The 14415-nt window shown below is 46.4% G+C and carries 17 protein-coding genes; 3 read left to right on the plus strand and 14 right to left on the minus strand.

The features are described 5' to 3' along the window. Positions 1–20: 20 nt before the first annotated feature. From ACZ48S_RS05520 to ACZ48S_RS05560, 9 genes are read right to left on the minus strand one after another with little or no spacing between them, the layout of a single operon-like run. Positions 21–470, minus strand: coding sequence for a F0F1 ATP synthase subunit epsilon (locus ACZ48S_RS05520; protein ID WP_464211630.1), 450 nt, complete (start codon positions 468–470; stop codon positions 21–23). A gap of 42 nt (positions 471–512) precedes the next feature. Next, entirely contained in the window at positions 513–1913 is a 1401-nt protein-coding gene (atpD, locus tag ACZ48S_RS05525) for a F0F1 ATP synthase subunit beta (RefSeq protein ID WP_464211631.1), read from the minus strand. 17 nt (positions 1914–1930) lie between these two features. Then, positions 1931–2788, minus strand: coding sequence for an ATP synthase F1 subunit gamma (gene atpG, locus ACZ48S_RS05530; RefSeq protein ID WP_464211632.1), 858 nt, complete (start codon positions 2786–2788; stop codon positions 1931–1933). Positions 2789–2809: 21 nt separating this feature from the next. After that, a complete protein-coding gene (atpA, locus tag ACZ48S_RS05535; RefSeq protein WP_464211633.1) occupies positions 2810–4321 on the minus strand; it encodes a F0F1 ATP synthase subunit alpha in 1512 nt (503 codons plus the stop codon). 33 nt (positions 4322–4354) lie between these two features. Further along, positions 4355–4900 carry a F0F1 ATP synthase subunit delta gene (locus ACZ48S_RS05540; RefSeq protein WP_464211634.1) on the minus strand — a complete coding sequence of 182 codons (546 nt, stop codon included), beginning with the start codon at positions 4898–4900 and terminating at the stop codon, positions 4355–4357. 9 nt (positions 4901–4909) lie between these two features. Continuing rightward, the gene (gene atpF / locus ACZ48S_RS05545; RefSeq protein WP_464211635.1) at positions 4910–5410 is read right to left on the minus strand and encodes a F0F1 ATP synthase subunit B; all 501 of its coding nucleotides are present in this window, start codon (positions 5408–5410) and stop codon (positions 4910–4912) included. Positions 5411–5434: 24 nt separating this feature from the next. Beyond that, positions 5435–5665, minus strand: coding sequence for an ATP synthase F0 subunit C (gene atpE / locus ACZ48S_RS05550; protein ID WP_013218006.1), 231 nt, complete (start codon positions 5663–5665; stop codon positions 5435–5437). Positions 5666–5708: 43 nt separating this feature from the next. Then, positions 5709–6665 (minus strand): F0F1 ATP synthase subunit A, encoded by a 957-nt coding sequence (locus ACZ48S_RS05555; RefSeq protein WP_464211636.1) that lies wholly within the window; start codon positions 6663–6665, stop codon positions 5709–5711. 19 nt (positions 6666–6684) lie between these two features. Continuing rightward, positions 6685–6891: an AtpZ/AtpI family protein gene (locus tag ACZ48S_RS05560; protein ID WP_464214568.1), complete on the minus strand. Its 207-nt coding sequence runs from the start codon at positions 6889–6891 to the stop codon at positions 6685–6687. Between the two features lie 219 nt (positions 6892–7110). On the opposite strand from ACZ48S_RS05560, the gene ACZ48S_RS05565 reads away from it, so the two are divergent. Together ACZ48S_RS05565 and ACZ48S_RS05570 are read left to right on the plus strand one after the other, a co-directional pair. Continuing rightward, the gene (locus ACZ48S_RS05565; RefSeq protein ID WP_464211637.1) at positions 7111–7812 is read left to right on the plus strand and encodes an HAD family hydrolase; all 702 of its coding nucleotides are present in this window, start codon (positions 7111–7113) and stop codon (positions 7810–7812) included. 17 nt (positions 7813–7829) lie between these two features. Beyond that, complete coding sequence (locus ACZ48S_RS05570) at positions 7830–8285, plus strand: YbhB/YbcL family Raf kinase inhibitor-like protein (RefSeq protein ID WP_464211638.1); 456 nt, start codon at positions 7830–7832, stop codon at positions 8283–8285. Here ACZ48S_RS05570 and ACZ48S_RS05575 read toward each other — a convergent pair. From ACZ48S_RS05575 to glmU (ACZ48S_RS05590), 4 genes are read right to left on the minus strand one after another with little or no spacing between them, the layout of a single operon-like run. After that, a complete protein-coding gene (locus tag ACZ48S_RS05575; RefSeq protein WP_464211639.1) occupies positions 8282–8734 on the minus strand; it encodes a universal stress protein in 453 nt (150 codons plus the stop codon). The genes ACZ48S_RS05570 and ACZ48S_RS05575 overlap by 4 nt on opposite strands. A gap of 22 nt (positions 8735–8756) precedes the next feature. Then, on the minus strand, positions 8757–10547 hold the full coding sequence (glmS, locus tag ACZ48S_RS05580) for a glutamine--fructose-6-phosphate transaminase (isomerizing) (RefSeq protein ID WP_464211641.1): 1791 nt from the start codon (positions 10545–10547) through the stop codon (positions 8757–8759). Next, positions 10548–11729: a bifunctional sugar-1-phosphate nucleotidylyltransferase/acetyltransferase gene (gene glmU, locus ACZ48S_RS05585; RefSeq protein ID WP_464211642.1), complete on the minus strand. Its 1182-nt coding sequence runs from the start codon at positions 11727–11729 to the stop codon at positions 10548–10550. 33 nt (positions 11730–11762) lie between these two features. Further along, positions 11763–12977 carry a bifunctional sugar-1-phosphate nucleotidylyltransferase/acetyltransferase gene (glmU, locus tag ACZ48S_RS05590; protein ID WP_464211643.1) on the minus strand — a complete coding sequence of 405 codons (1215 nt, stop codon included), beginning with the start codon at positions 12975–12977 and terminating at the stop codon, positions 11763–11765. A 153-nt stretch (positions 12978–13130) separates the two neighbouring features. Between glmU (ACZ48S_RS05590) and ACZ48S_RS05595 the strand changes: the two genes are divergently transcribed. After that, the gene (locus tag ACZ48S_RS05595; protein WP_464211644.1) at positions 13131–13709 is read left to right on the plus strand and encodes a glycosyltransferase; all 579 of its coding nucleotides are present in this window, start codon (positions 13131–13133) and stop codon (positions 13707–13709) included. A 20-nt stretch (positions 13710–13729) separates the two neighbouring features. Here the strand turns inward: ACZ48S_RS05595 and ACZ48S_RS05600 are convergent, their stop codons facing one another. Then, the gene (locus tag ACZ48S_RS05600; RefSeq protein WP_464211645.1) at positions 13730–14356 is read right to left on the minus strand and encodes an inorganic diphosphatase; all 627 of its coding nucleotides are present in this window, start codon (positions 14354–14356) and stop codon (positions 13730–13732) included. Positions 14357–14415: the final 59 nt, after the last annotated feature.

The following is a 14415-nucleotide window of genomic DNA, read 5'->3' on the forward strand; positions in this document are numbered from 1 at the left end:
GCTTTTTGTTTAGTTTATTATCAGCCGACTTTTGGTGGTCCGCCGGTAGACCTTTTACCGCGTCTTTTTGCTTTCTCAGCTATAGCCAGCCTAGCCATAGCGCGATGTAAAGCTGCTTCGGATTCAGCAGCATCAACACCAGGTTCATACTTCTCAGCCATTCTTTGCTCGGCTTTCTTTCGAGCTTCTTCAGCTCGTGAGAGATCGATTTCCTCGGCTCTTTCACAAACATCCGCCAAAACAATAACTCGATTGGGTCTAACTTCCAAAAACCCGCCGGAGACTAGCAACAGGAATTCTTCCGACCCTTTACGGGCACGGAGCTCCCCTGTCTTTAGAGCGGTCATTAAAGGAGTATGGTTAGGCAATATTCCTAATTCACCTTCAATTCCGGGAACGACAACGATATCAACATCATCTGAGAATACCTGACGTTCCGGTGTTACTATTTCTAATCTTATAGTCGCCAAAGCAGCACTCCGTTAGCTATCTGACTTATCTTTCACGCCTGGTTAACTACCTTTTTCGGCCATTTTTTCCGCAGCAGCAACCGCTTCATCAATGGTACCCACCATATAGAAAGCCTGCTCCGGTAAACTATCATGTTTGCCTTCAAGAATCTCTTTAAAACCACGTACGGTTTCGGCGATGCTGACATACTTGCCGGGACGACCGGTGAATATTTCACCGACAAAGAACGGCTGAGTCAGAAAACGCTGAATCTTGCGCGCCCGAGCTACGGTCGCCTTGTCTTCTTCGGAAAGTTCTTCCATACCGAGAATGGCAATAACGTCCTGCAAATCCTTGTAACGCTGGAGTACCCTCTGAACTTCACGGGCAACGTTATAGTGCTCTTCCCCTACCACGATAGGATCAAGAATGCGTGAGTTGGAAGATAATGGGTCCACCGCCGGGAAGAGCGCCTGGGCTGCCAGGGAACGCTCAAGCGCGATAACCGCATCAAGATGACCGAAAGTAGCCACCACACCGGGGTCAGTATAATCATCCGCTGGCACATAAATAGCCTGAAAAGAAGTAATAGACCCATTTTTAGTAGTAGTAATGCGCTCCTGCAACTGGCCCATTTCGGTGGCCAAGGTGGGCTGATAACCTACAGCTGAGGGCATGCGTCCCAGCAAAGCTGATACTTCCATGCCGGCCAGGGTATAACGATAAATATTGTCAATAAACAGCAGCACGTCGCGGTGTTCCATATCCCGGAAGTACTCAGCCATAGTCAGGCCGGTTAACGCAATCCTAAGGCGCACCGCCGGCAATTCATTCATCTGACCGAAAACCAGAGCGGTCTTTTCAATAACGCCGGAGTCTTTCATTTCATGCCAGAGGTCATTGCCTTCACGGGAACGTTCACCGACACCGGCGAAAACTGAAAAACCACCGTGTTCAGTAGCAATGTTGCGGATAAGTTCCTGAATTACAACTGTTTTTCCCACGCCGGCACCACCGTAAGCCCCAATTTTACCGCCGCGGGCAAAGGGGGTAATCAGGTCAATAACTTTGATACCGGTTTCTAATACCTGGGCGCTGGTTTCCTGCTCTTCAAAAGGAGGAGCATTACGGTGAATAGGCCAGCGTTCGTCGGTTTTAACCTCGCCTTCATTATCCAATGGTTGACCTAAAACATTAAAAATACGACCCAGGGAACCCTGACCAACCGGAACACTGATCGGTGCTCCGGTATCGGTCACCTCAGCTCCCCTCGCCAGGCCATCGGTAGGCATAAAGGATAGGGCTTTTACCCAATTGTTGCCGACGTGTGCTTGAACTTCGAGAACGATTTTCTCACCATTGTTGTCGATCTCAAGCGCGTTAAAAATCCCTGGCAGCTCCGATGGCGGAAATTCGACATCAACAACTGACCCGATAATTTGTACAACTTTGCCTTTGGACATTCAATCCTCCTATTGAGTTAAGCCAGCGCAGCCACACCACCGACTATATCAAGTAAATCGCCGGTGATGGATTCTTGTCGGGCTTTATTATATTCAAGTGTTAGTTCATCAGTAAGCTCGTTAGCATTCTGTGTGGCATTACGCATCGCCACCATCCTGGCTGATTGCTCACTGGCAATTGATTCCAATAATAACTGGTAAATTTTCATTTCAACATAGCTGGGTAACAATGACCCCAATACAGTGGCCGCATCTGGTTCATAAAGATATTCAACATTATGCTGCGGTTCAATCTCTGCGGGTTCCACAGGAAGTAATTTTTCCAAAACGGGCTTTTGCACCATGGTTGAAACAAATTGACTGTACGCCACATATACCTCATCAACCAACCCGGCTTTAAAGTCATCTATTACAATACGTGATATAGGAAGTGTTTCTTGAAGAGTAGGTTTATCTCCCATTCCCATGAATTCAGCAGCGATATCACGTTGAGCTCGCCGCATAAAGTCCAGGCCCTTCTTCCCAATTACGATAAAACTCATTGGGGTGTTTTTGTTGTCCTGCACAAACGACAGGGTTGCCCGGTTGATATTGCCGACCAATCCCCCGGATAGCCCGCGGTCAGGAGTTACATGAACCACCATAATCTTCTTAACCGGACGTTTTTCCAGTAAAGGATGAGCTGCCTCACCGCCCGAAACGGCGGATAAAGCCGCGATGACTTCAGTTATTTTTTCACGATACGGCCGCCCTGCTAAACCTCTTTCCTGCGCCCGGCGCATTTTAGAGGCGGCGATCATTTCCATGGCACGCGTAATCTTGGCGATATTTTTAACGCCCCGTATGCGTAACCGTATGGCCCTCAGATTTGCCATTAAGCTCCTTCCCTTCTCCGGTTAAGCGATAAAGCTCTTTTTGAATTCCTTAAGAGCCGCTTCTAAAGCTTTTTCTGTTTCTTCGCTGAATACTTTTTCATCAGCAATTTTCTTAGTTATGTCAGCGTAATTAGCCTGTAAAAATTGATATAAGTCATCTTCAAACTTGGATACTTTGTCAACTTCAACATCATCAAGAAATCCGTTAAGCAACGCATAAAAGATAACCACCTGATTCTCCATTGCTACCGGCTTATACTGCAATTGCTTTAGAACCTCGGTGATGCGCTGCCCCCGGTCTATTTGGGCACGAGTAGCCTTATCAAGTTCGGATGTACCAAACTGGGCAAACGCGGCTAAAGCCTGGTACTGGCTCATTTCCAGTTTAAGTTTACCCGCTACCTTCTTGATCGCTTTTGTCTGGGCGGCGGAGCCAACGCGGGATACAGAAATACCTACGTTAAGGGCGGGCCGGACACCCGCGTTAAATAAATCGGGCTCCAGATAAATTTGCCCGTCGGTAATAGAAATAACATTAGTGGGGACATAAGCGCTAACGTCCTGAGCCTGGGTTTCAATAATTGGCAAGGCTGTCAGAGAACCGCCCCCGTGTTCCTTGTTGAGTTTGGCGGCACGTTCCAGCAACCGGCTATGCAAATAAAAAACATCCCCGGGGTAAGCTTCGCGTCCCGGAGGCCGACGCAGCAGTAACGACAACTGCCGGTAAGCCCATGCATGTTTTGTTAAGTCATCATATACGATCAACGCTTCTTTGCCGTTGTCCATGAATTCTTCACCCATGGCACAGCCGGCAAATGGGGCGATATACTGGAAAGCTGCCGGATCAGAAGCTGAAGCTGCTACCACAATGGTGTGTTCCAAGGCACCGTATTTTTCCAAAGTACTGACCAATTGGGCAATCTTGGAAGTTTTCTGTCCAATAGCAACATAAATACAAATCAGGTCGCCACCCTTTTGGTTAATAATGGTGTCAATGGCAACCGCTGTTTTACCGGTAGAACGGTCTCCAATAATTAACTCACGCTGTCCCCGGCCGACCGGTATCATGGAGTCGACGGCTTTGATACCAGTCTGTACGGGAGTATCAACACTTTGACGAGCAACAACATTTGGAGCCACCCGTTCCACGGCACGTTTTTTATTTGTTTTCAGGGGACCCTTTCCGTCAATGGGTTGGCCGAGCGGGTTGACAACACGACCGATCATTTCTTCACCGACCGGCACCTCAATAATACGGTTGGTACGCCTGACTTCGTCGCCTTCTTTAATATAAGTATCTTCCCCAAGAAGTACCGCCGCGACTGAATCCTCTTCAAGGTTCAGGGCAATGCCCATTACTCCGCCTGGAAACTCCAGGAGCTCGTTATACTCCGCGGAGGCGAGGCCGTGAATGCGGGCAATGCCGTCGCCAACCTCAATAACTGTTCCCACATCGGCTACTGCAACATCAGAGCCAAAATGCTCTATCTGTTCCTTAAGTACAGCTACAATATCAAGTCCTCTTTGTGACACTTTTACAAGCCTCCTTCCAGGAGCAAAACAAGTTTACAGCCTGGCCTGATTGATTTCCTGTTTTAAATTATTGAGACGGCGAACTAAACTGCCGTCAATTACTTTATCCCCCACCCGTGCGATCATGCCGCCCAATAGCGATTCGTCCACCTTTGTAGACACTTCCACATCTTTGATGAACATCTCACTGAGTTTCTTCCGAATATCCGCCACGTCTTTTTCGCTCAGTTCTATAGCTGAAGTAATTTGCGCGTGAGCGATACCACGCTTATCGTCCAAGCGTCTTTTAAAGTCATTAAGAATATCCGAAAGGATACCCAGGCGTCCCCGATTAGCCAACGACAGCACCAAATTAACCGCCGCTGGTTTGACCTCAGTCACTTTGTCCGCCAAAATATCCTTTTTGCTTCCCATGGATACCTTGGGGCTCTCCAGAAAAAATGATATCTCTTGGTCACTGACAACCTGATTAAGTAACTCCAGGTCATTCAGCCACGGTTCAAATTCATTTTTCGCTTCGGCAATCTCATAGACCGCCTGTCCGTAACGCAAAGCTAATGCAAAGGCTCGTTTCGCCAATAGTCTCCCCTAATTCTTTCTTAAGCTATCGCTTTCTTCGAGTACCTGATTAATTAAATCCCGATGTGCGGCTTTATCCAGCGTTTTACCGATAACCTTGCCGGCCGCCAGGACAGTCAGGTCCGCGAATTCTCTGCGCAGTTCATCAATAACTTCATCTCGTTCTCGATTGATCTCAGCTCTTGCCCGATTGACCAACGCTTCGGCGTCAGTTTTGGCCTCGTCTTGCGCGCGTTGCCGAATTTCATCAGCTGTTTTGGATGCCCGTTCAATAACCGCTTGCCCCTGCTTCGAGGCTTCGGCAATCTGTTGCTTGAATTCTACCTCAGCTTCCTCAGCCTGTTTTTTCATTTGTTCAGCCTGTTCCAGGCTTTCTTTAATACGGGCGGCACGTCCGTCCATCATTTTCAAAACAGGCTTATAGGCCACCAGGTACAACACAACCAGCAATATGCCGAAGTTTACCAATTGGGCTATAAAACTGGCAAGATCTATCCCCAGTTTTTCCACTAGTAGAACCTCCCTCTAGGACAACTAGGCTACAAATATTAAAAGAATCGAAACAACCAGAGCGTAAATAGCCACAGCTTCGGCCAACGCTACGGCGAACAGCAGGTTGGTAAAGATGGGACCACGTGCTTCCGGATTACGGCTTACCGCGTTTACCGCGCCGCTGCCCAGAATACCGATACCGATACCGGGGCCAATAGCGCCGAGGCCCATAGCCAGGCCGGCCGCTAAAAGTCTTGCTGCATCCAATTCCATGTCATTTCTCCTTTTCTTTATATAAGCTTAATTTGGTAACTGTCTAATGTTGTTCCGAAGCTTCCTCGGAATGCGGTGTAACGGCAATATGAGCAAACACCAGTGTCAGGCCAGCGAATATCAATGCCTGAATAAAGCCCACCAGCAATTCAAGCCCATAGAAAGGCAGTGCCAGCAGGAACGGCATTAAAAACAGCATGGAAACCAATAATATTTCGCCGCCGGTCATGTTGCCGAAGAGACGAAAAGTGAAAGAGATAATCCTTATAAATTCAGCCATAAGCTCAATCAATCCGATGAAAATGGCAATAAGCCCATTGAAGACCCCCATAGGACCTTCCTTCCGGAAATGTCTAATGCTCTTGATAAAAGGGCCAAAATTGAAAAACTTACCCATATAATGAAGAACCCCTATGGTTTTCAAACCCCAATATTCAACCATCACAAAAGATATTACCGCCAGAGCCAGGGGGAAATTCACATCCGTATTGGCGCCTCGCAGTAAATGGGTCGCGTGAGAACCTTCACCAATTAATATAGAATTGTATCCGGGTATCAAATTCATCAGCGCGTTGGTTATAACAAATAGAAATATAGTGGCTACCAGCGGAAAAAATCGTCGTCCGTTTTTCTCGCCGGCAATATCGGTGCAGAAATCGTAAAGATAACCGATAATGCTTTCAGCAATTGCCTGAAATCGCCCGGGTATGAGTTTCATTCGGCGGGTGGCCGCCCAGAAAAGCCCACCCAGTAAAATAATGGATATCCAGGCGGTGAAAATGGTATTAGTTACGGCAAAGCTGCCTATATGAAAAATCTCTGATGGCGGCAGGTGAGGTTCAGGCTGATTGACTACCAACCAATCCGGAAATTCTATGCCAAATAAAGCCCTGCCTATACCTCCGGCCAAAAAACTGACAATACTGAGGGCTAATAAACCTAACAGCACGGCAATGAAAACCGGCTTGGACATTCCCATTACTTTCTTGGCTTCAGTCACTAATTGGCTTCCTTGTAATTCAGTTTTTGCTCTTGGGTACGGCCACCAACTGATAGGTGCCATAAAACGCTACAGCAAGACCCAGAAACAAACCAATAATTAAAAACAAGGGATCGCTATCCAGACATTCATCAACCCAGCGCCCGAACAGTATGCCTCCCAAGATAGATAAGCTAATGAACCATCCGATCCCAATGTATTTTAGGGCAGTCAACCAACGGTTCATTACACTCAAAAAACCCGCCAAAGCATAACAGAACTCGGGAATATGGTCAAGTCTTAATTGCCGGTGATTAAAACTTGATAATCAATGTCCCACCATTTTATCGTCTTCATGAAATAACAGCCCAAACAACTTGCCTCTGTTTCATTTAAAGCCTATTTTTGTTAAGCTTATCCTTAATAACCGGTATATCTGAAATTATCGTCCCATAAGGAGCCTAATTTGATTAGAACAGTTTTCTTTGACCTTTACCAAACACTCATTAGTTATGATCCCCCGCGTGAAGAATGGGAAGCCCGGGTTTTGGATGAACTGGGGGTTAAAGCTTCTCCCGAGTCATTCAAACGTTCTTTCATTCTTGCTGATGAATATTTTTACACCGAAAACGCTAAAAAAGCTATAAGTCAGCGTACGCCGGAAGAAATTAGCGCCGTTTATGCCCGTCATCAATCAATCGTTCTGAAAGAAGCCGGCATTGAACCCGACCCTAATTTACTAAGGTCAGTTCTACTGCGCTTCCGCGACACCAAATTCGGACACAAGCTTTTTGATGACGTTGTACCAGCCTTAACTGAATTACAACGTCACGGGCTGGTATTGGGTTTAATTTCCAATATAGATAAGGATATCATTCCATTATTGGAAAAACTGGGCCTGGATACATTTCTCAACATCGTAGTTACATCACAGGAAACGGGTTTTACTAAACCCCACCCGGAAATTTTCAAGGAAGCGCTCAGGCGTTCCGGTAATAATGCGGAAAACACTATGTTCATTGGTGACCAGTACCAGATAGATTTTCTGGGAGCAACCGCGGTAGGCATGAAAGGTGCTCTGATTGACCGAGACGGACTAATTGAAGCACCCCAGGAATGCCCTAAGATTACTGATCTGGTACAAATAACCAATTTACTTGAGCAATAATCTGGAGGTCTCAGTATATGAAAGTTTTAAGCTATGGAATTGAAGAAAACACAACAATTCCCGCTAGATACACATGTGACGGACCGGGTATGTCCCCGGAGATTACTTGGCAGCAAATACCCGAAGGTACGCAAACCATCGCTCTGATAATGGATGACCCTGATGCACCCGGCGGTACCTTCACCCACTGGCTGGTATGGAATATCCCTGCAGACACCAGCCGTCTTCAATCTAATCTACCACGCAAAGCTGAACTACCCAATGGCATCAGGCAGGGAGTGAATTCCGGTGGAACTTACGGTTATTATCCTCCATGTCCACCACGTGGTCCGACTCACCGCTATATTTTCCGCCTGATGGCTTTAGACAATATTCCTGATATTACCGGCGGAGCAAGTCGTGAGCAGTTTGAACAGGCTCTGTCCGGTCACATCTTGAAAGAAGCTTCGATAACCGGTCTATACAGCCGCTAGCCTCGAGGTGTTCCCGGTACCGGGCCTATAAGTACCGGCACCGGCGACTGATGCAGTACCTTGTCGGTAACACTACCGAAAGCCCATCGTGATAACCCGCTGCGGCCGTGGGTTGCCATGGCGATCATATCAACTTTGTTGGTCCCAGCATATTCAATTATTGATTCAGCTGGTTTACCCCGTCGAGCAACTGTTTCTACGTGGGAACCTTGCTGTTTCAACTCTGCAGCTTTTTTATCAAGATAATCTTTAACTTCATCTTGATTGACAGCGTCTAGTTTACGGGCTAAATCGTCCCCCATTGCGTCCCGGACACCCTTATCCATTTCTTCCAAAACTCTGAATAATACTACAACTGCCCCGACAGGTTCGGCTATCTCGGTCGCTTGAGGAATAATTGACTGTGATAATTCAGACCCATCCAAAGGCACCAATATCCTTTTAATCATTCTTCCTTCCTCCAATTAATTATTATTGAACCGTAACGCTTTTAGCTAAATGACGGGGTGTATCGATAGGGCAGCCATTATGCAAAGCGGCAAAATATGAAACCAACTGCAAAGCTATGGTGTTTAACACCGGCTGCAACATGGAATTTGTCTCAGGGACAAAAATTGCTTTATCAGCCAATTGAGCGGCTCTATCATCATCTCCCGGGATAATAGCCAACACCATCGCTCCTCTAACTTTTACCTCGCGTACAGCTGTCAACATGGCCTCCCGAGTGTCATCACCTCCAAAAACGGCAATAACCGGCGTATCAGGACTCACCAGAGCCAACGGCCCATGTTTCAATTCACCGGCGGCACACGCTTCAGCGTGTATATAAGATATTTCCTTTAGTTTGAGCGCTGCCTCAAGAGCAACAGGATATTGTATTCCACGCCCTATACAAATAACATTGCGGTAATCGGCCAACCACCTTGCTTCTTCTTTTATATTATCCTGTTGGTCCAGTATCCGCTGTACCAAGGCCGGCAATTCCCTTATCTTTTCCTCCAAGAGAATACGCTGACGATAAATCAGCTCATTTGCTCCCATCATCAAACACAAGAGGCTCATTATCTGGGCAATATAGGTTTTGGTTGCAGCAACACTGATTTCCGGACCGGCTCCTAACAACAGGGTTCTGGCCGCGATTCTTGATACACTTGAACCCGGAATATTGGTAATAGCCAGTATCTGCGCACCATATTGCTGCCATTTTTTAAGACCTTTAATTGTATCAGCCGTTTCCCCGGATTGGGTCAAACCTATTATCAATCGTTTGCTATTATCTGCCGCGGAAATTTGATAATTGAACTCAGACGCCAGCTCTATCCTCGCCGACGTTCCTGTGAGATATTCCCAAAAATATTTACCCGTCAGAGCTGCGTGATATGAGCTACCGCAACCGACAATGATAGGTACCTCTTCTGTCTCCCGCCATAAGCTGGAGATTTCAGAGTCCAAACCTTCATTCAGCCAATAACCGATATTTTGACGCAACACTTGAGGCTGTTCATGAATTTCTTTAAGCATATAATGCTCGTAACCGTTCTTACCAGCTGATTCTATAGCCCAGTCAATGTAATCGATTTCCAGCTCCACTGACTGTCCATTCCGGTACACTTTAACCTGACTCCCATCCATCTCAACCAAGTCAGCATCTTCCAAGTATATAACCCTGCTGGTATATTCAAAGAATGCTGTTACATCAGAAGCTATCCAGTTTTCACCATCACCCAGCCCCACAACCAAAGAACTTTCCCGGCAGGCGGCAGCCAGACAGTTCTCGTCTTGATGCACGGCCACAATCCCGAATGACCCCTGTAGCTCTTTTACCGTGTCCTGCAAAGCCTGAATAAGGTTGTCGCGGTAATTTTGTTCAATAAGATGTGCCAGTACTTCGCTGTCAGTATCTGACTTAAAAAAATGGCCGATGCTTTCCAGCCGGTTTTTCAAATCCAGGTAATTAGTAATATTACCGTTGTGAGCGATAGCGATTCGCCCGCAGCAGTCATCATGAGGGTGGGCATTTTTGCGGTCAGGCGAGCCGCAACTCGCCCATCTGGTATGACCAATGCCGGCGGTGCCATTAACGGATAATGAGGCCGATATTAATTGAGACACCCGGCCAGTGTTTTTCTGTACCGTCAATCCGCTCTTTCCAATGACAGCAATACCGCAGGAATCATAACCCCGATATTCAAGTCTCTCTAAAGAGTTATGTAAAACGTTCTGAGCGGAACGGAAACCTGTATAACCTACTATACCGCACATCTACATCACCAACCCACAGTCAGGAATAGTTCCCCTGATCATCTTCTGAGCTTCCACACGGCATTGATTCCCGATAATACTGCCCGGCATAGCTGTCACATTACTTGAAATCCGGCAATTACCACCCATCATTACACCCGTTTTGAGTTGAAAAAATTCACCCGCCAGAAACACCTCTGCATCGCCTGCGGACGCATTGAACCCGGAATCAATCCTACAGCCGGAATCAATCACCGTATCTTGAATCAATGCGCCTGTCCCAATACTTACATCACTGCCGATAACACAGTTTTCAATAACGCTGAATGGTTTTATGATAACATTGTCACCCAAGGTAACTCCGGGGCCAATGACCGCAAACGGACCTATAATACAATTTTCACCCATTTTAACCGGACCGTGGATATAAGTACCTGAGCGTACAACACTGCCGTTTCCAATCGAAACAGCGCCTTTGATAAAGCACCCTGTTTCCACAGTGCCGCCAATATTTAAATTGACGGACTGTAGCAAATGTTCGTTTAGATTCAGAATATCCCAGGGGTATACTATGTCGAGCCATGGTCCCTGGCTTTGAATCGTTTTAAAATCGATACCTGCCCCTATCATTCGGTTGATTACGGCTGGCATGTCAATATCATCCTGAATGTAATCAAACACAGCCCTGCTAAGGGCAAATATCCCGGTACTGACCGGAGCACAGCATTGTTCTTTAGGTTTTTCAATAATTGTGTTAACCATTCCGTTTTCTTGATTTACAACACCATAACGTACCGTTTGTTTTTCCGGAACCATACAGGTGAGCAGTGCCTGCGGTTCAATTGTAGTAATACTGCTTATAGTTTCAGCATTGATAAGGTGGTCGCCCGGTAATAGTAAAAACTTTTCCGCGGCCAGTGATTCTGCCTGACGCAAAGCGTGAGCTGTACCCGCCTGACATTCCTGGACCGTATAACTTATGTTAACCCCCATTTCAGAACCATCCGCCAAACCGTCAAACACTTTCTCGCGATTATAACCCACCACAATAACTACATCTCTTATGCCAGCCTTCGCCAACGCACGTATAACATGCTTAAGCAATGGCTGGCCACCAACACTAAGCATCACCTTGGGTGTTTCGCCGGTGAAAGGTCGCAATCTCTGACCTTCACCGGCCGCAAGAATAATTGCCTGTTTCATAAATCCATTATATACCGCGTCTAAATTTCTTGGTTAAAAACTCCGGGCACCGTCAGTAATGATACCGTTTGCCACTGCTCCTGGACCGATAAAAACTCCTTCACCTATTATTGTTCCGGGGTTGATACTTGAGTTGATTCCAGTAAGCACTTTATCCCCCATGAGAACACCCAATTTATTTCTACCGCTTTTTTCTTCACCGACATCAATGGTACGGTTATCAAGTCTAAGATTTGCCACTTGAGTGCCGGCTCCTAGATTGCATCTCTCCCCTATAACGCTGTCGCCGATATAACTCTGATGAGGTACTCTGGTGCCTGCCATGATTATTGAGTTTTTAATTTCAACACCGGATCCGATGCGGCAATTATCTCCTATAACCGTATATGGGCGTATATAACAGTTGGGCCCGATATCACAATTGTCTCCGACAATCACCGGACCTACTATATAAGCACCGGACCGCACCAAAGTATCCCGCCCAACTACAACATTATTCTTTATGGTAGTGTTTTTTTCGATCACTCCTGCATTTGATGGTTCAATTCCATATAGCAATTTTGCGTTAACATCCAGCAGTTCCCAGGGAAAAGTTATATCATGCCAACCGCGGCAAAAATGGTAACCCACGGAAATACCGGAATTAATCATGTACTGCAGGGCATCAGTAATTTCATATTCACCCCGGATTGAACGAGGTATAACTTCAATTACCTCAAATACATCCCGCGTTAGGTGATAGGCTCCCGCGTTGACCAGTCGGGTCGGCGGGCTAGGTGTTTTTTCATAAATGCGAACTACCTTATTATCGGACAGTTCTACAACACCCTTTCCGGAAACGCTTTCCATTTCAGTAAGACACATCACAGGATCATTTTGATGGCGCAAAAAAGATATGTCACCCGACTGCGGAATAACATCACCATTGACCATAATAAAAGGCCCTTGAATCAAAGACCGGCATTGTCGCAGAGCGTCAGCGGTTCCCTGGGGTTTGCGTTGCACGGCATAGCGAATATTTACCGCCCAATTTGTCCCATCCCCAAAATAGTTGCGCACGACTTCTTCGTAATAACCCACAACAAATACAAAGTCAGTTATTCCGGCTTCCCTGCAGTTGCCCAACAAATGCTCCAATATTGGTTTACCGGCCAGGGGAATCATCGTTTTTGGGCGGGCATTGGTCAACGGGTACATCCGAGCACCCTGGCCAGCAGCTAAAATCACGACGGTAGAAGTTAAAGACAATTGATACCTCGGCACTCAGGAATACGTCAGCACGCCGACGCTAAGTCATTCTAACACAGCCATCATAGCTGTCAATGCCGCACAGCCCGTTAAACTTGTCGAACAACCACCGCGCTGATTTACCTTCCGCATCAATTCGGTTATATTAAGTATATGCCGGTTGATAAACAAAAGACAGTACTTCATTTGGGAGAAGGTGTTCCTGGGAACAGCATGGAACTGCTGTCAGGACTTGCTGATTTGGGCTGGCAAGTCCATCTTATCTCCCATAAAACCCTTAAGCCCGGTAATCATAGGGGAATCATCCTGCATTCATTACCTTTGAGCCCCTGTTACCCTTTATCATATGCCGCAATTGCTTTCGCGACTCCAAAGATTATTTCTATCAAACCCGATATTATCCATGCTCATCACCTGACGAGTTACGGCATCATGGCAGCAGTTTATCGCCGTTTTCTGCGATTCAAACCCATGATTCTTTCGACATACGGGGAGGACGTTGTTTTGGATACAGCAAAAGGTATGACCCGGTGGTCAGCCGAACACGCGGTAAAGATGTTTGAAGCTGTAATCGCAGAAAACGGTACTGTTTATAAGGCATTACTACAAATGAAGCTTCCCGCTGATCAGCTTCATCAGCTTAGTATTCATCAAAAAGGAACCGCCGCCAAGGCCGCTGCTGAGGAACTTAGCACTTTATACAACGGCCTCATCAGGCACAATCGAACATGATCCGGGCTGAGCAAGCCGAACTAAATCCGGCTGTTGCCCAACTCTTTTAAGTTATCCTGGTAGCGCTTCCGTGAATCTATTACCGCCTTGATAGCGGATTCACGGTCTTCCCAACCCTCTACACCGGTCTTCTTTTTCTCAAGCTCTTTATAGATATTGAAAAAATGCTCAATTTCTTTCAATATGTGAGTCGGCACATCTGACAGTTCTTTGATGAAATTCCAGTGCGGATCACCCATGGGAACACACAGTATCTTTTCGTCAGGGCCTTTCTCATCCCTCATCCGAAACAGGCCTACCGGCTTGGCTTCTATCAAACAACCGGGAAAAGTTGGCTCTGATACCAATACCAGCGCGTCAAGAGGATCCGCATCTTCCGCCAATGTCTCCACGATAAAACCATAGTCAGAAGGATAATGCACCGCGGAAAAAAGCATCCGGTCAAATTTTATCACCTTGCGTTCTTTATCATATTCGTACTTATTGCGGCTGCCTTTAGGGATTTCAATAAGGATAGTTAAAATCATCTCCTCCCGCTTGGACAGACGAGTTCTCTTTTGTTTGGGACAAGCCTCTTCTTCGCTACATCCGGTGACTATCCTTATTTGATTGGAATCGGAACTGGAATCTTTATTGCTTAATGACATTTTTTCTCCTTAACCAAATTATTTTACCAAAAAACTGGAATTTCATCTAAAAACATAAT

It is taken from the genome of Dehalogenimonas sp. NIT-SK1, assembly GCF_055384165.1.